The organism is Massilia sp. LC238, from assembly GCF_000735635.1.
In the GTDB taxonomy this organism is placed as follows: Bacteria; Pseudomonadota; Gammaproteobacteria; order Burkholderiales; family Burkholderiaceae_D; genus Telluria; species Telluria varians.
Genome location: NZ_JNNN01000045.1, coordinates 52,127 through 68,793 on the forward strand (window position 1 = coordinate 52,127; position 16,667 = coordinate 68,793).

The window sequence follows — 16,667 nt, forward strand, 5'->3', positions numbered from 1 at the left end:
GTTCGTGGTCTGTTATCTTGGCTTCAAGCGATCAGCCTTGCAGGCGAGCGGCCAGGGAGCGCCTTGCGTACCTGCCGCGTATCCTCTACCTTGAACACCGCAACCAGCTCGTTCAGCGCCTGCGACTGGTCGTGCAGCTCCTGCGCAGCCGCCGCGGCCTCTTCCACCAGCGCCGCGTTCTGCTGCGTCACCGTATCCATCTCGCCGATGGCGACGTTGACCTGGGCGATGCCGGCGCCCTGCTCCGCGCTGGCGGTGCTGATCTCGGCGATGATGTCCATCACGCGGCGCACGCTGGTGACGACATCAATCATGGTGGCGCCGGTCTCGCCCGCGAGGCGGTTGCCGGCATCGACGCGCGCCACCGAATCGTTGATCAGTTCCTTGATTTCCTTGGCCGCCATCGCCGAGCGCTGTGCCAGGTTGCGCACCTCGCCCGCGACCACCGCGAAACCGCGGCCCTGCTCGCCGGCGCGCGCCGCTTCCACCGCCGCGTTCAGCGCCAGGATATTGGTCTGGAAAGCGATGCCGTCGATGACGCTGATGATCTCGACGATCTTGCGTGAGGACTCGCTGATCGTGGCCATGGTGCCGACCACCTGCTCCACCATCTGGCCGCCCCTCGCGGCGACTTCGCAGGCCGAGACGGCGAGTTGGTTGGCCTGACGCGCGTTGTCGGCGTTCTGCTGGACGGTCGAGGTGATTTCTTCCATCGACGAGGCGGTTTCCTCGATCGCGCCGGCCTGCTGCTCGGTGCGGCTCGACAGGTCGAGATTGCCGCGTGCGATCTGGTCGGAAGCGACGGCGATGGTCTCGGTGCCACTGCGCACCTGCGCCACGATGGCCTGCAGGCTGCCGGTCATGTGGTTCAGGGCCTGTAGCAGCTGGCCGGTTTCGTCGTCGGTGCGTACCGCGATCGTGGTGCGCAGGTCGCCCGAGGCGACGCTCTGCGCCGCCTCGACCGCTGCGCCGAGCGGACGCGTGATCGAACGCGAAATGAAGACGCCGGCCACGACCGCGGCGACCGCGCCCAGCAGCATCAGGGAATAGCCGACCAGCGTCGCGCGCGTGCCGACCGCTTCTGCCTCCAGTGCGGTGGCGACGGTAAGTTTGCTCATCGCTTCCTGCGCCTTGACCAGGAGTTCGGCCGGCGCCCGGTCCATGCCCTTGACGGCCTTGTCGCCCGCTGCCGCGTCGAAATCGGCAGCGCTGAAGTCGGCGAAGCCGCGGCGGTAGCCCTCGCCCATCTTTGCATGCGCCTGGCCGAACTGCCCCAGCAGCGCGCGCACTTCCCCGTCCGGCATGGCGGCGCTCAGCGCTTGCACTGCCTTGGCGAGCTCGGCTTCACTCTTCTGGAAGGCCTTCCAGTACCTGGCGCGCTGTTCTTCGTCCTTGCCGCGTAATAAGGTGTTCTTCCATTCCTGGGTCTGCAGGCGGAAATGCGAGAGCAGGCTCTCCACGCGCTCCGCCTGGGTAGATTGCAGCACCGCGGCCCGATAGGTATCCAGCGCATGATTCAGCTGGCTCATGCCGAAGAAGCCGGCGCAGGCGACGACCATGGTGACGGCGGCAAAGCCGAGGGGGAGTTTACGACTGAGTTTCATGGACAGCTCTCGGGTGAGCAGGGTGACAACCTGCGAATGCCCGGTAGTTTACGTAGTTTGTAACTACCAGGCAAAACCGCGATCGACTGTCCGTTCTTTGACCCGCCTGATGTGTAGTTTGACAGCAACGCGCGCACCAGCGCGGTGCAAGCTTGCATCAAAGCAGGACGAGATTGTCCCGATGCACCAATTCAGGCCCCTCGACATAGCCCAGGATGCGTTCAATCTCGGCCGACGAATGGCGCATGATGCGCCGCACTTCGCTGCTGGTGTAGTTGGTCAACCCGCGCGCCAGGGGCTTGCCCGCTTCGTCGATGCAGGTGATCACCTGGCCGCGCCCGAATTCGCCGCGCACCGCGACCACGCCGATCGGCAGCAGCGACTTGCCTTCCCGGGTCAGCTTCTGCGCGGCGCCGGCATCGATCACGACTTCGCCGGTGGTGTGCAGGTGGTCGATCATCCACTGGCGCCGTGCGGTCAGGCGGCCGGTCGGCGCGGTGAGCTGGGTGCCGATCATCTCGCCGCCGGCCAGGCGCACCAGCACGTCTTCCTCGCGACCCCAGGCGATGATGGTGTGGGCGCCCGAGCGCGCCGCCCGCCTGGCGGCCAGCACCTTGGTCAGCATGCCGCCGCGCCCGATGCTCGAGCCGGCCCCGCCGGCCATGGCTTCCAGTTGCGGGTCGCCCGCCTGCGCTTCGCCGATCAGGCGCGCGTCCGGGTCCTTGCGCGGATCGGCGGAGAACAGGCCGCGCTGGTCGGTCAGGATCACCAGCGCGTCGGCCTCGATCAGGTTGGCCACCAGCGCGCCCAGGGTGTCGTTGTCGCCGAACTTGATTTCGTCGGTGACGACCGTATCGTTCTCGTTGATGATCGGGACCACGCCCAGGCGCAGCAGGGTGGTGAGCGTCGAGCGCGCGTTCAGGTAGCGTTCGCGGTCGGCCAGGTCGGCGTGGGTGAGCAGCACCTGGGCGGTCTTGACGCCGTGGGTGTGGAAGCTGGTTTCGTAGATCTGCGCCAGGCCCATCTGGCCCACGGCGGCGCAGGCCTGCAGTTCGTGGATATCGGTCGGGCGTGAGGTAAAACCGAGGCGCAGCATGCCTTCGGCGATCGCGCCCGAGGACACGAGCACGACTTCCTTGCCGAGGGCACGCAGCGCGGCGATCTGGGCCGCCCAGCGGGCGATGGCGGTGTGGTCGAGGCCCCTGCCCTCGTCCGTGACGAGCGAGGAACCGACCTTGACGATGATGCGGGAGGCTTGCTGGAGGGCTGAGTGGTAAGCTGAGGTCATGGTGACAGGAATTTTCCTCGCGGCCGTAAGGCCAGCAGGGAAAGTCCTGCCAACAACTCGACCGCGCAGACTGCTAATAATACCCCCTTCGGCAGCCCGATCGCGAAAGCGGCGACGAGACGCCCGGCCGGCTGGGCCAGGAGGAACAATGCGGTGAGGTCGACGAGGAGGGGCTGGTCGCCCTGCCTCGATGCCAGCAGCGCCAGCATCGCGGTAGCGAGGCGCATGCCCACGTAGATGGCGTAGAACTGGCTGTAGCCGTTCACGCCGACGAGAAAGATGCCCATCGCCGACGCGATACGGTCGGGATCGAGCATGGCCGCCAGCGCCGCCAGCGAACTGGCGGTGGCGACGAGCTGCAGCAGCTGGCTGCGAGTGACGGACGACGCGGCCAACTTAGCGTCTCTTAATCCTCGAGAATCTTGAAACGCGGATCGTCCGGGTCGATCGAGTTGATGCCGCGCGCTTCCTCGGTCATGGTGGTTTCTTCGGCGCGTTGATCGCTGGTGCGCTTTTCTTCCAGGTGCAGGTAGATCGCATTGACCAGTTCCTGGCAGCCTTCGCGATTCAGTGCCGAGATCTCGAACACCGGCCCTTTCCAGGCCATGCGCTTGACGAAGTCCTTGACGCGCTTCTTGCGCTCGGCTTCATCGACCACGTCGAGCTTGTTCAGAACCAGCCAGCGCGGCTTGTTCAGCAGCTCTTCGTCGTACTTTTCCAGCTCCTTGACCAGGGCCTTGGCTTCCTTGACCGGATCGACTTTCTCGTCGAAGCCCGACAGGTCGACGATGTGCAGCAGCAGGCCGGTACGCGCCAGGTGGCGCAGGAACTGGTGGCCCAGGCCCGCGCCTTCGGCCGCGCCTTCGATCAGGCCGGGGATGTCGGCGATGACGAAGCTCTTCTCGTGCGACACGCGTACCACGCCCAGGTTCGGGTGCAGGGTGGTGAACGGGTAGTCGGCGATCTTCGGCTTGGCGTTCGACACGGCGGTAATAAAAGTAGACTTGCCGGCGTTCGGCATGCCCAGCAGGCCCACGTCGGCCAGCACCTTCAGCTCCAGGCGCACGGTGCGGCGCTCGCCGGCCTTGCCTTCGGTCTTCTGGCGCGGGGCGCGGTTGGTCGAGGTCTTGAAGTGGATGTTGCCCCAGCCGCCCTCGCCGCCCTTGGCCAGCAGTTCGGTCTGGCCGTGCTCGGTCAGGTCGGCAACGATCTCGCCGTTGACGTCGTCCACGATCAGGGTGCCGACCGGCATGCGCATGTAGACGTCTTCGGCGCCCTTGCCGTAGCAGTCCGAGCCGCGGCCCGGTTCGCCGTTGCGGGCGTGATGGGTCTTCGAATAGCGGAAGTCCACCAGGGTGTTGATGTTACGGTCGGCCACCACGTAGATCGAGCCGCCCTTGCCGCCGTCGCCGCCGTCCGGGCCGCCGAATGGGCGGAACTTCTCGCGGCGGAACGAGGCGCACCCGTTGCCGCCGTCGCCGGCGATGACTTCAATTCTTGCTTCGTCGATAAACTTCATGATGATGACCGATAAAAACTAAAAAGGCCCTACCGTGGGCAGAGCCTTTCGATGGAAGGCTTGCGCCTTGCAAAGAAGCGCCGCGTCGAGCGGCGCGAGTAACTACTTAAGCAGCAACTGCTTCGTTGGCAACGACGGTCACGAACTGCTTCGAGCCCACGCCTTGCTTGACGAACTTGACGGTACCGTCGACCAGCGCGAACAGGGTGTGATCCTTGCCGGTGCCGACGTTGGCGCCAGCGCGCACCGGGGTGCCGCGTTGACGGATGATGATGCCGCCGGCGTTGATCGCCTGGCCGCCGTAGACTTTCACGCCAAGGCGTTTGCTTTCTGAGTCACGGCCGTTGCGGGTAGTACCGCCACCTTTTTTGTGTGCCATTTATTTGCTCCTTGATGAATGAACTTGGTGGATCGAACGGGATTAGCCGTTGATCGACACCACCTGGATTTCGGTGAAGTTCTGGCGATGGCCCTGACGCTTCTGGTAGTGCTTACGACGGCGCATCTTGAAGATGCGGACCTTGTCGTGGCGACCGTGGGAAACAACTTTCACCAGGACCGAGGCACCTTCGACCAGCGGAGCACCAAACTTGATGCTGTCGCCCGCGCCGAGCGCGAGAACTTGATCGATGGTGAGTTCGGAACCAATGTCAGCAGGTATCTGTTCTACTTTGAGTTTTTCGCCAGCGACAACTTTGTATTGCTTGCCACCGGTTTTTATGACCGCGTACATGATTGAAACCTCATCAAATGTTTAAAAGAATCCCACCGGCGTCGAGACGCTGGACTGTTCGGAAGCCGGGGAACAGGGGATTATACATAAATCGCTGCAGCGCGTCAAAAGGCCTTGACGATTCGCTCCGGATGGTGTTGCTGTCGTAGCACAATGCCAAGTTTCAGCCGGACTTTCGCTCGTGCTTGAGAGTGATAAGCCATCCGTGGGACGCCCTTCCCTTGCATGACGTATAATCTCGGCACTTAACCAAATACTCACCGTTTATTGCAGGTTCGCCTTGTCAGCTGCTACCCAACACGCCCAGAACACCATCGCCCAATCGATCGCCACCGACATGGAGGCCGTGAACGCGGTGATCCGACAGCGACTGCAGTCGGAAGTGAGCCTGGTGAACCAGATCGCCGAGTACATCATCAGCGCGGGCGGCAAGCGAATCCGGCCGGTACTGGTACTGCTGCTGGCCAATGCCTACGGCTACAAGGGCACGGCCCACCACGAGCTGGCGGCGGTGGTCGAATTCATCCACACCGCGACCCTGCTGCACGACGACGTGGTCGACGAATCCTCGATGCGCCGCGGGCGCCAGACGGCCAACGCCCTGTTCGGCAACGCCGCCTCGGTGCTGGTGGGCGACTACCTGTACTCGCGCTCCTTCGAGATGATGACCAGCCTCGACAACATGCGCGTGATGAGCATCCTGTCGCGCGCCACCACCGTGATCGCCGAAGGCGAAGTGCTGCAGCTGCTGAACATGCACGATCCGGACGTGACGCATGAAAGCTACCTGAAGGTGATCCGCTCCAAGACCGCCAAGCTGTTCGAGGCGGCCGCCGAGCTGGGCGCCCTGGTCGGCGGCGCCGATGACGAGCAGATCGCCGCGGCCGGCGAATACGGCCGTTCGCTGGGCACGGCCTTCCAGCTGATCGACGACGTGCTGGACTACGCCGGCGACGCCGCCGAGATCGGCAAGAACCTGGGCGACGACCTGCGCGAAGGCAAGCCCACCCTGCCGCTGATCTGGCTGATGGAAAACGGTACGCCGGAACAGCGCCAGCTGGTGCGCAGCTGCATCGAGCATGGCGACGAAGAACAGTTCGAAGCGGTGCTGGCGGCGGTGACCTCGAGCGGCGCACTGAACTACACCCGCCAGCAGGCGGAACAGGCTGCGCGCCGCGCGGCCGAGGCGATTTCCGGCCTCCCGGAAAGCGTCTACAAGGCGAGTCTGCAGCAGCTCTGCAGTTTCGCTGTTGACAGGAACCATTGAGCCGAATATAGTAATGCCTTCCCGAGATTTCGGTAACGAAGTCTCAAACAGTCGGGGTGTAGCTTAGCCCGGTAGAGCGCTACGTTCGGGACGTAGAGGCCGGAGGTTCGAATCCTCTCACCCCGACCACCGAATTCGAAAAAGCCAGATCCAGCGTCAGCGGATCTGGCTTTTTTCATGGGCGCGCACCGCTCGAAATCCATGCGCCCTGCATACGACATCGTTTATATTCGTGCTATCGCATGCCAGGGACAAGATGCATCGCGCCTCGGCGACATGCGCAGGAGTGTTCCGGCTACGTCCACAGGGGCTCACCATGCACATCAAGACCAGCGCACAGAACATCGCCGCGAGTACCGGCGCGGAAGCGAAGGTCACGATCGTCCCGATGTACGATGCGGTGGAGAACCAAAAAGCCCTGGCCGACAGCATGCGGCCGGTGCTGGAGCGCGCCGCCGACGGCAAGGTCTCGCAGGCGCTGCTGTCAGGCGCTTCCGAAGACTTTTCCTTCTTCTCCGAACAGGTGCCGGGACTGTATGTCTTCCTGGGCATTACGCCCGATGGGCAAGATCCGGCCAAGGCGGCGCCGAACCACAATCCCAAGTTCTTCGTCGACGAAAAGGCCCTGGTCGTCGGGGTACGGGCCATGTCCATGATGGCGCTCAACTACCTGACGAGCGGCGCCCAGGTGGCGGCGAAGTAAAGCCGAGCAGTTGCCGAATCTCCGGCAGGCAGGAACCGCAATTGCCGCCGGCGCGCAGGCAGGCGGTCACGCCCGCGGCATCGCGCAAGCCGTGTTCCTCGATCGCCTTGCAGATCGTGTTGCGGCCCACGCCGAAGCACGAACAGACGGTCGGGCCCGGATCGGCGCCCTGCGCAGGCAGACGGCCCGCGAGCAGCGTGGCCCGTTCCTTTGCCGACAGCAAGTCCTGGGCGAACAGGCCGCCCAGCCAGGTGCGGGCCGGCAGGTCCGGGCGGCGCGACACGAACAGGCAGGCTTGCAAGCGCCCGTCGACCAGCAAGGCGCAGCGCAGCATGCCCTCGGCCTTGTCCTCGTATTCGATCCAGTCCGCGTCCTCGCCCGCCCCGAGCAGCGCGCGTGCCCAGCGTGGGGAGACCGCTTCGCGGCCGCCCAGTTCGTAGCGCACGAAGCCGGCGCCGCGCACGCGCGTCCAGTTGGCGACGCGCCCCAGGTCCAACTCCTCGCGGCACAGGATGAAGCCATGCCAGGCCACCCCGAAAGGCTCGACCCGGACCGGCGTATGCTTGAATTCGGGCTCGCCCGACACCGGGTCGACGTCCGGATTGACCACGGCGCCGACCCGCGCATCCGAGGCGGTCTGGCCGTTCCAGTGGATCGGGATGAAGGCGGCGCCGCGCGCGATGCCGCCGCTGTGCGCCACCCGCGCCACCATCGCGCCCCAGCGGCTGGTGACGCGCGCCAGCTCGCCTTCGCGCACGCCACTTAGCAGGGCGTCGTGCGGATGCAGGTCCACGAAAGGTTCGGGTGCGTGAGCGGCCAGGCGCGGCGACTTGCCGGTCCGGGTCATGGTGTGCCACTGGTCGCGCAGGCGGCCGGTGTTCAGGGCCAGCGGGAACTCGCCGCCCGGCGCATTGGCCGGCAGGCGCGGCGCGCTCGCCACGAACCGCGCCCTGCCGTCAGGATGGGCAAAGCGGCCGTCGGCGAACAGGCGCGTCGTTCCCTCGCCGCTGCGCAGGACGGGCCATTGCAAGGGCTCCAGCGCGTCGTAGGCGGCGCGGTCCATGCCGGCCAGGCCGTCGATGCGGAAGGCGCGCGGCAGCTCCCCTGCCCCGTTGCGCCAGCCAGAGAGCCGGGCATGCTCGTCGAAGATCTCGTGCACGTGCGCGTAATCGAAGCCGCGGAAACCCATGCGCCGGGCCACCTGGCAGATCGCCTGCCAGTCGCTGCGCGCTTCTCCCGGCCTCGGGAGGAAGCCGCGCTGGCGCGAGATGCAGCGTTCGGAATTGGTGACGGTGCCATCCTTCTCGCCCCAGCCCAGCGCGGGCAGCAGCACATGTCCCAGCGCGGCGGTATCGGTATCCGGACTCATGTCCGAGACCACCACCAGCTCGCAGCGCTCCAGGGCGCGCCGGACCTGGTCGGCGTCCGGCAGGCTGACCACCGGGTTGGTCGCCATGATCCACACGGCCTTCACCTTGCCCGCTTCGATGGCGCGGAACAGGTCCACCGCCTTCAGGCCCGGCTTGTCGGCGATGCGCGGGGCATCCCAGAAGCTGCGCACCGCCTCGCGGTGGGCCGGCTGCTCGAGCTCCAGGTGGCTGGCCAGCATGTTGGCCAGGCCGCCCACTTCGCGACCGCCCATGGCGTTCGGCTGGCCGGTCAGCGAGAACGGCCCCATGCCCGGCTTGCCGATCCGGCCGGTGAGCAGGTGGCAGTTGATGATGCTGTTGACCTTGTCCGTGCCGCTGGAGGACTGGTTGACGCCCTGCGAGAAGGCGGTGACGACCTTGTCGGTTGCGGCAAACAGCTCGTAGAACTCGACCAGTTGGCGCGGATCGATGCCGCAGGTGCGTGCTACCAGGTCGATGTCGGCGCAGGCATCGGCTAGGCCAAGGGCGGCCTCGAGGCCGGCCGTATGCGCGGCCACGAAGGCCTCGTCGGCCGCGCCGGTCCGCGCCAGGTAGCTGAGCAGGCCGTTGAACAGCCAGACGTCGGTGCCCGCCTTGACCGGCAGGTGCAGGTCGGCCAGCTCGCAGGTCGCGGTGCGGCGCGGATCGATCGCGGCGATGCGCAAGCCGGGACGCGCTTCCTTGGCCTTGGCGATGCGCTGGAACAGCGTCGGGTGGCACCAGGCCGTGTTGGAGCCGACCAGCACGAGCAGGTCGGCCAGTTCGAAGTCCTCGTAGCAGCCGGGCACCAGGTCTTCGCCGAAGGCGCGCTTGTGCCCGGCCACGCTGGACGACATGCACAGGCGCGAATTGGTGTCGATGTTGGCGCTGCCCACGAAGCCCTTCATGAACTTGTTGGCGACGTAGTAGTCCTCGGTCAGCAGCTGGCCGGAGATGTACATCGCCACCGCGTCAGGGCCGTGCTCGGCGATGATCGATCCGAACGTGGAGGCGACCTTGTCGATTGCCTCGTTCCAGCCGGCCTGGCGCAGCTTGCCGTCCTCGCGGATGGCTGGCGCCAGCAGGCGCCCGTCCAGGCCGAGCGTCTCGCCCAGCGCCGCACCCTTGACGCACAGGCGGCCGCGGTTCGCAATGTGCTCCGGGTCGCCCTCGATCAGGGCGCCGTCCGCCATCGGCGTCGCCTTGATGCCGCAGCCGACGCCGCAGTAGGGACAGGTGGTGCGGACTGCCGCCGCGATCGGGATCATCGGAACACCCATCAGGCAGCCTCGCATAGAGTCGGGCCGAACAACAGCCGGTCGCGGATGCCTGAAACGTCGGTGCCGCGCTGGATCAGGTCGAAGTACCAGGGGCCGTCCGCCACGTCGCCGTACAGCACCGCGCCGGTCACACGCCCCCCCATCAGCACCAGGCGCTTGTACACGCCGGCGTGGCGATCGCGCAGCACCAGGTCTTCGCTGCCCTCCAGGCCACTGAAGTCGCCGGCCGAGTACAGGTCGATGCCGGTGACCTTCAGCTTGGTGGCGGTGGCCTGCTGCACGTAGCGGCGGTGGCCGAGCCCGGCCAGGTGGGCGGCGCAGACGCGCGCCTGGTCCCAGATCGGCGCCACCAGGCCGAAGGTGGCCTTGCGGTGCTGGACGCATTCGCCCACCGCATACACGCGCGGGTCGTAGGTCTGCAGGGTGTCGTCGACCACGATCGCACGCTCGACGTGCAGGCCGGCATCAACTGCCAGCGCCACGTTGGGGCGCACGCCGGCGGCCATCACCACCAGGTCGGCGGGCACCTCGCTACCATCGGCGAAGCGCACCGCTTCCACCTTGCCATCACCCAGGATCGCCGCGGTCTGCGCGCCGAGCAGGATACGCAGGCCGCGCCGTTCCAGCGCGCTTTTCAGGAGCAGGGCCGCGGCCGGATCGAGCTGCTGGTTCATCAGGCTGCTCGTCAAGTGCACGACGGTCACGTTCATCCCCTGGCGCAGCAGCCCGTTGGCCGCCTCCAGGCCGAGCAGACCGCCGCCGATCACTACGGCACTGCCGCCGCGCCGTGCCGCGGCCAGCATCAGGTCGACATCGTCGAGATCGCGGAAACCCACCACGCCGCCGAGCTGGGCGCCCGGCACCGGCACGATGAAGGGGCTGGAGCCGGTGGCCAGCAGCAGGCGGTCGTAGGCCGTTTCCAGGCCGGAGCGGGCGCGCACGATGCGGCGCGCACGGTCGATCGCCACCACCGGGTCGCCCGCATGCAGCACGATGCCGTTCTCGGCATACCACGCGCGGCTATGCAGGATGATGTCATCAAGCTTCTTCTCGCCCGCCAGCACCGGCGAGAGCATGATGCGGTTGTAGTTCACGCGCGGCTCGGCGCCGAACACGGTGATGTCGTACATATCCGCGTCGAGCTTGAGCAATTCCTCGACGGTGCGCATGCCGGCCATGCCGTTGCCGACCACGACCAGCTTCGGTTTCACGGTGCGATCCATACCTTGCCTCCTTCCACGCGGGCCGGGTAGCTGGCGACCGAGTGCTCGGGCGCTTCCAGGCATTCGCCGCTGTGGAGGTCGAAATGCTGCTTGTAGATGGGCGAAGCGACCACGACGCGTTCGCCGATGCTGCCGACCAGTCCGCGCGACAGCACGGCGGCCTGCGCATTCGGGTCGAAGTTATCGATGGCGAACACGCGTGGCTCTTCGGCACCGACGCGGAACACGGCCACCTGGCGGCCGTCCAGCAGTGCGCAGACGCCGGTGTCCGGCACGATCTCGTCGAGGGCACAGACGGCGGTCCAGTTCTGAAGTTGCAGGTCTCGGTGCATGTCTTATCTCCTCAATCGGGGTCAGGCCGCGCTGGCGGCAATCGGGATGACGCGGCCGCGCCGTTCCTCGGGATTGGCCGGGCGGATCTGGCCGCGCTCCGGCACGAACACGACGTTGCTGTCTGCCGCCTCGCTGTTGACGAAGTGGCGGAAGCGGCGGCGCACTTCCGGATTGGTGACGGCTTCCTTCCATTCGTCGGCATAGGTGTCGACCACGTGCTGCATCTGCGCTTCCAGCTCGGCGCCGATGCCCAGCTTGTCGTCGACCACCACCGCTTTCAGGTAATCCAGCCCGCCTTCGAGGTTCTCGCGCCACACGCTAGTGCGCTGCAGGCGGCCGGCGGTGCGCACGTAGAACATCAGGAAGCGGTCGACCAGCTTTACCACCGTCTCGTCGTCGATACCTGATGCGATCAGCTCCGCATGGCGCGGCTTCATGCCGCCGTTGCCGCAGACATAGAGGTTCCAGCCCTTCTCGGTGGCGATCAGGCCGACGTCCTTGCCCTGGGCTTCGGCGCACTCGCGGGTGCAGCCGGAAACGCCGAACTTGATCTTGTGCGGCGCGCGCAGGCCCTTGTAACGGTTCTCGAGCGCGATGGCGAAGGCCAGGCTGTCGCCCACGCCGTAGCGGCACCAGGTCGAGCCGACGCAGGATTTCACGGTGCGCAGCGACTTGCCGTAGGCGTGGCCCGACTCGAAGCCGGCGGCGATGAGTTCTTCCCAGATGTTCGGCAGCTGCTCCACGCGCGCCCCGAACAGGTCGACGCGCTGGCCGCCCGTGATCTTGGTGTACAGGCCATACTTCTTGGCCACCTGCCCCACCGCGATCAGGCCATCGGCCGTCACCTCGCCGCCCGGCATGCGCGGCACAACCGAGTAGGTCCCGTCCTTCTGGATGTTGCCGAGGAAGTAGTCGTTCGAATCCTGCAGGCTGGCGTGCTCCGGCTTGAGCACGAAGTCGTTCCAGCTGGACGCCAGGATGTTGGCCACCACCGGCTTGCAGACGTCGCAACCGAGGCCCTTGCCGTGGCGCGCAATCAGCTCGCCGAAGCTGCGGATACCTTCCACGCGCACCAGGTGGTAGAGCTCCTGGCGCGAGCAGGCGAAGTGCTCGCACAGGTGATCCTTCACTTCCACGCCCAGGCGCGACAGCTCGGCATTCATCACCTGGGTCATCAGGGGCACGCAGCCGCCGCAGGCGGTGCCGGCTTTGGTACAGCTCTTGAGCGCGCCGATGGTGCCGGCGCCGCCCGCCACCGCCTCGCACAGCGTGCCCTTGGAGACGTCGTTGCAGGAGCAGATCTGGGCACCGGCCGGCAGCGCGTCCACACCGAGGGCCGGGCGCGCCGCGCCTTCCAGCGCCGGCAGGATCAGGACTTCGGGTGATTCCGGCAGCGCGATCCCGTTCAACGTCATCTGCAGCAGTTCGCCGTAAGAAGCGGCGTCGCCGACCAGCACGGCGCCCAGCAGGACCTTGCCGCACTCGGAGGTGACGATCTTGCGGTACACCTGCTTGCGCTCGTCCAGGAACTGATAGCTGCGGCTGCCGGCAGTGGCGCCGTGGGCGTCGCCGATGCTGGCCACGTCGACGCCCATCAGTTTCAGCTTGGTGCTCATGTCGGCGCCCGTGAAACCGGACTCCAGGCCGAGGATCTGCCTGGCCGCGGTGCGCGCCATGTCGTAGCCCGGGGCCACCAGGCCGAACAGCTGGCCGCGCCAACAAGCGCATTCGCCGATCGCATAGACATGCGGATCGGACGTCAGGCAGCGCTCGTCGATCACGATGCCGCCGCGCTGGCCGAGCGCCAGGCCGCTCGATCGCGCCAGTTCGTCGCGCGGGCGGATACCGGCCGAGAACACGATCATGTCGGCATCCAGGTGACTGCCGTCGGCGAACTGCATGCGGTGGGTGCCCTCCTCGCCGTCGACGATGGCGAGGGTGTTCTTCTGGGTGTGCACCTGCACGCCCAGTTCCTCGATCTTGTTACGCAGCACGCGCGCACCGGGCTCGTCGACCTGCACCGCCATCAGGCGCGGCGCGAACTCGACCACGTGGGTCTGCAGGCCGAGGTCGCGCAGCGCCTTGGCGCATTCCAGGCCAAGCAGGCCGCCGCCCACCACCACGCCGGTGCGCGAGCGTGCGCCGCACTCGCTCATCGCTTCCAGGTCGTCGATGGTGCGGTAGACGAAGCAGTCCTTGCGGCTTGCTCCCGGTACCGGCGGCACGAAGGGCGTGGAACCGGTGGCCAGCACCAGCTTGTCGTAGGCCACCGGCTCGCCTTCGGCCAGCATCACCTGGCGCGCGTCGCGGTCGATGCCGGTCACGCGGGCGCCGAGGCGCAGCGTGAGCTGCGCGTTGTCGAAGAAACCGGGCGCCACCAGCGACAGGTCTTCTGCGCTTTTCCCGGCAAAGAATTCGGACAGGTGGACCCGGTCGTAGGCGGGACGCGCTTCTTCCCCGAGGATGGTCACGCGCAGGTCCGGATCCCCGCTGGCAACCAGGGTTTCGACGAATTTATGGCCCACCATGCCGTGGCCGACGACGACGATATGCATTGCGCTACTCCTTATGCTGCGGTGACTGCCGGCGCGGCCGGGCTGGCCTCGCTGGCGGTCATGGTGAAACGGGCGGCGATGGCGCACAGGCTCGAAGCCAGCACCAGCACGCTCAGGATGGTCAGGGTCTGGGCGATGTCGCCCGTGCCTTTCATGAGGAAGCCGGCCGCCACCGCGCCGACGTTGCCGCCGGCGCCGACGATGCCGGCCACGCCGCCCAGCGCCTTGGGCGCCACGAAGGGCACCAGCGCATAGGTGGCGCCGCAGGCCATGTGGGTGAACAGGCCGAAGCACAGCATGGCGATCACGGCATAGACCACGCCATCGGCCTGAGCGAACCACAGCAGGCCCAGGCCCTCGCCGATCATCAGCACGAACAGCACGGTGACGCGGCTGTTCAGGTTCCCGCCACGGGCGCTGCGGTCCGACAGCCAGCCACCCAGCGCACGGGCGAACAGGGCCAGCAGGCCGAAGCTGCCCGCCGCCAGCCCGGCCGCGCCCAGCGACAGGCCGAAGTGTTCGACGTAGTACACGGCGGCGATGTTGTGGATGAAAATCTCGATGCCGAAGCAGGCGCCGTAGGTGACGAACAACAGCCAGGCGCGGTGGTTGCGGCAGGCGTCGCGAAAGCTCGCCCAGCCGCCCTTGCCGCCGGGGAGCGCTTCGCCGCGCGCACGCATGTCGTCGAAGTTACCGGCCGGGCAGTCCTGGGTATAGCGCCAGTAGAAGAAAGCCATCGCGATCATCATCAGGCCCGGCACCACCAGCGCCACGCGCCAGCTCAGGGCCTGCGAGACGCCCAGCATGGTGACGGCGACCAGCAGCAGCGGCATCAGGGCCTGGGCTGCGCCGCCGCCGCTGTTGCCCCAGCCGGCCGCGGCCGCATTGGCGGTGCCGACCACCTTGGGGCCGAACATCACCGAGGTGTGGTACTGGGTGATGACGAAGCTGGCGCCGACCGCACCGATCCCGAGGCGGAACAGCAGGAAGCTTTCGTAGCTCTGCGCCATGGCCACGCCCAGCACCGGGATCGAACCGAGCAGCAGCAGGCCGGTGTAGGCCTTGCGCGGACCGAAGCGGTCGCACAGGGGGCCGATCAGCAAGCGCACGAAGATCGTGATGGCGACCGCCGCGATGTTGATGTTGGCGATCTGCTCCATCGACAGCCCGAATTCGCCCTTGATCACCGGCATGAGCGGCGCGCAGGCGAACCAGGCAAAGAAGCAGATGAAGAAGGCCACCCAGGTCAGGTGGAAGGCGCGCATCGGCGCCGTGTCGAACGAGAAGAGCTTGATGCTGTCTGCCTTGTTGTCCAATGTATTGGCCATGTTTCTTCCTTTGAAAAACAAAACGGCGTCCGCGCTCCTGCCGTGATGGCAGCGAGCCGCGGACGCCGTTGTCCTGGTTGCCGGCCCCTCGTTAGGCCGGCGAAAAAGTGAAGAGGATCGCCATTGATCCGTATCGTCTTAACAGCAAGACGCGTGCCACCTTGCTCCCAGAGGGAAACGCGTGTATCCGACGGGATCACGCGCTACATTGCGGTGCAACATGCGCGTTAATGATGCAGCTTTGCGCACCGGTTCAGGCAGCGTGCTGCACCGATCCGGCATGGCCGGCCGGGTCGCTGCCGTCCCAGACGCGGCCGTCAAGCAGGGTGGAACTGCGCATGGCGCTCTCCGGAACAGCAACGCCCGCCATTGCCGCGCCGTCGCGGTAGAGATCAATGCGGTTGACCTCCCGCGCGATCGCGGCATAGGGCGGATCGGCGCGCAGCAGGCCCCAGCGGCGCTGCTGGGTGAGGAACCACATGCCGTCCGACAGCCAGGGAAAGCTGGCCTCGCCGTCGGCGAAGAAATGCAGGCCATTGTGGCCGCGCCAGTCACCCAGGGCGTACGACTTGCCGGGACGCCCGGCCAGGCAGACCTGCAGCACGTCCCTGTCCGCATTCACATAGGCCGGGCTGGCCAGCACTTCGGCGGCGGCCTCGCGGTTGGTGCGCGAGGCATCCAGCCAGCGCGCCGTTTCCAGCAATGCGGCGACCAGGGCGCGGCAGGTATTCGGGTGGCTTGCTGCGAAATCGGCGCCCGTGCCCAGCACCTTGCCCGGATGATCGGGCCAGATCTCCTCGCTCGACACCGACAGCAGTCCGGCGCCTTCGCGCACCGCGCGCTGGCCCCAGGGCTCGCCGGCGCAGAAGCCGTCCATGTGGCCGGCCGCCAGGCTGGCCGCCATCTGGCCGGGCGGCACGGTGACCAGCTTGCAGTCCGCGAGAGGATCGATGCCCGCCGCCGCCAGCCAGTAATACAGGAACATCGCATGGTTCCCGGTCGGGAAGGTATGCCCGAAGGTGGGGCGCAATGCGCCGGCGCGCACCAGCCGCGCCAGCGCCGCCGCGTCGGGAGCCCTGGCGGCCAGCGCGCGCGACAGCGTGATGCCCTGGCCGTTGCGGTTCAGGTTCATCAGGACGGCCATCTGGCGGGCCCGCGTGCCGATGCCCATCTGCAGGCCATACAGCAGGCCGTACAGGACGTGGGCGGCGTCGATGTCGCCGCCGACCAGGCGGTCGCGCATGCCGGTCCAGGACAGCTCGCGGCTCAGTTCGAACTTGATCCCGTACAGTTCGTCGAAGCCGAGCACGGATGCCATCACCACCGGCGCGCAGTCCGCCAGCGGCAGGTAGCCGATGCGGATCAATGTTCTTTCCGGTTTGTCCGAGCCGGCGATCCATGCACCGCCGCTTTCCTTGCCAATGCCTGTCATAGGGTTCCTGTCTT

General features: G+C 66.7%; 14 protein-coding genes and 1 tRNA gene. 3 read left to right on the forward strand and 12 right to left on the reverse strand.

The window, feature by feature from the left end; all coding sequences use genetic code 11:
* Positions 1-23: 23 nt before the first annotated feature.
* The 6 genes from FG94_RS12445 to rplU form a co-directional block, all read right to left on the reverse strand.
* Positions 24-1,604 carry a methyl-accepting chemotaxis protein gene (locus tag FG94_RS12445; protein WP_051996585.1) on the reverse strand — a complete coding sequence of 527 codons (1,581 nt, stop codon included), beginning with the start codon at positions 1,602-1,604 and terminating at the stop codon, positions 24-26.
* Between the two features lie 157 nt (positions 1,605-1,761).
* Complete coding sequence (gene proB / locus FG94_RS12450; RefSeq protein WP_036211963.1) at positions 1,762-2,892, reverse strand: glutamate 5-kinase; 1,131 nt, start codon at positions 2,890-2,892, stop codon at positions 1,762-1,764.
* Positions 2,889-3,287, reverse strand: coding sequence for a hypothetical protein (locus FG94_RS12455; RefSeq protein ID WP_036211965.1), 399 nt, complete (start codon positions 3,285-3,287; stop codon positions 2,889-2,891). The genes proB and FG94_RS12455 overlap by 4 nt, the downstream gene beginning before the upstream one ends.
* Positions 3,288-3,298: 11 nt before the next feature.
* A complete protein-coding gene (cgtA, locus tag FG94_RS12460) occupies positions 3,299-4,411 on the reverse strand; it encodes an Obg family GTPase CgtA (RefSeq protein ID WP_036211969.1) in 1,113 nt (370 codons plus the stop codon).
* A 106-nt stretch (positions 4,412-4,517) separates the two neighbouring features.
* Positions 4,518-4,790, reverse strand: coding sequence for a 50S ribosomal protein L27 (gene rpmA, locus FG94_RS12465; protein WP_005668438.1), 273 nt, complete (start codon positions 4,788-4,790; stop codon positions 4,518-4,520).
* Between the two features lie 42 nt (positions 4,791-4,832).
* On the reverse strand, positions 4,833-5,144 hold the full coding sequence (gene rplU / locus FG94_RS12470) for a 50S ribosomal protein L21 (RefSeq protein WP_027865917.1): 312 nt from the start codon (positions 5,142-5,144) through the stop codon (positions 4,833-4,835).
* Positions 5,145-5,424: 280 nt separating this feature from the next.
* Here rplU and ispB point away from each other — a divergent pair, with 280 nt between their 5' ends.
* From ispB to FG94_RS12485, 3 genes are all read left to right on the forward strand, one after another.
* Positions 5,425-6,411: an octaprenyl diphosphate synthase gene (gene ispB / locus FG94_RS12475; RefSeq protein WP_036211972.1), complete on the forward strand. Its 987-nt coding sequence runs from the start codon at positions 5,425-5,427 to the stop codon at positions 6,409-6,411.
* 52 nt (positions 6,412-6,463) lie between these two features.
* Positions 6,464-6,540, forward strand: a tRNA-Pro gene (locus tag FG94_RS12480).
* A gap of 127 nt (positions 6,541-6,667) precedes the next feature.
* Positions 6,668-7,114 carry a M20/M25/M40 family metallo-hydrolase gene (locus FG94_RS12485; protein ID WP_373964982.1) on the forward strand — a complete coding sequence of 149 codons (447 nt, stop codon included), beginning with the start codon at positions 6,668-6,670 and terminating at the stop codon, positions 7,112-7,114.
* On the opposite strand, the gene FG94_RS12490 is transcribed toward FG94_RS12485, so the two are convergent.
* The 6 genes from FG94_RS12490 to FG94_RS12515 all read right to left on the reverse strand — a co-directional run bounded on the left by FG94_RS12490 (position 7,074) and on the right by FG94_RS12515 (position 16,653).
* Complete coding sequence (locus FG94_RS12490) at positions 7,074-9,782, reverse strand: nitrate reductase (protein WP_051996587.1); 2,709 nt, start codon at positions 9,780-9,782, stop codon at positions 7,074-7,076. The genes FG94_RS12485 and FG94_RS12490 overlap by 41 nt on opposite strands.
* Positions 9,782-11,005 carry an NAD(P)/FAD-dependent oxidoreductase gene (locus FG94_RS12495; RefSeq protein ID WP_051996590.1) on the reverse strand — a complete coding sequence of 408 codons (1,224 nt, stop codon included), beginning with the start codon at positions 11,003-11,005 and terminating at the stop codon, positions 9,782-9,784. The genes FG94_RS12490 and FG94_RS12495 overlap by 1 nt, the downstream gene beginning before the upstream one ends.
* The gene (nirD, locus tag FG94_RS12500) at positions 10,990-11,337 is read right to left on the reverse strand and encodes a nitrite reductase small subunit NirD (protein WP_036211978.1); all 348 of its coding nucleotides are present in this window, start codon (positions 11,335-11,337) and stop codon (positions 10,990-10,992) included. Before nirD ends, FG94_RS12495 begins: the two co-directional genes overlap by 16 nt.
* Before the next feature lie 21 nt (positions 11,338-11,358).
* Entirely contained in the window at positions 11,359-13,893 is a 2,535-nt protein-coding gene (nirB, locus tag FG94_RS12505; protein ID WP_036211981.1) for a nitrite reductase large subunit NirB, read from the reverse strand.
* Positions 13,894-13,904: 11 nt separating this feature from the next.
* Entirely contained in the window at positions 13,905-15,209 is a 1,305-nt protein-coding gene (locus tag FG94_RS12510) for an MFS transporter (RefSeq protein ID WP_036212109.1), read from the reverse strand.
* Positions 15,210-15,474: 265 nt separating this feature from the next.
* Positions 15,475-16,653 (reverse strand): CmpA/NrtA family ABC transporter substrate-binding protein, encoded by a 1,179-nt coding sequence (locus tag FG94_RS12515; RefSeq protein ID WP_036211984.1) that lies wholly within the window; start codon positions 16,651-16,653, stop codon positions 15,475-15,477.
* Positions 16,654-16,667 lie beyond the last annotated feature (14 nt).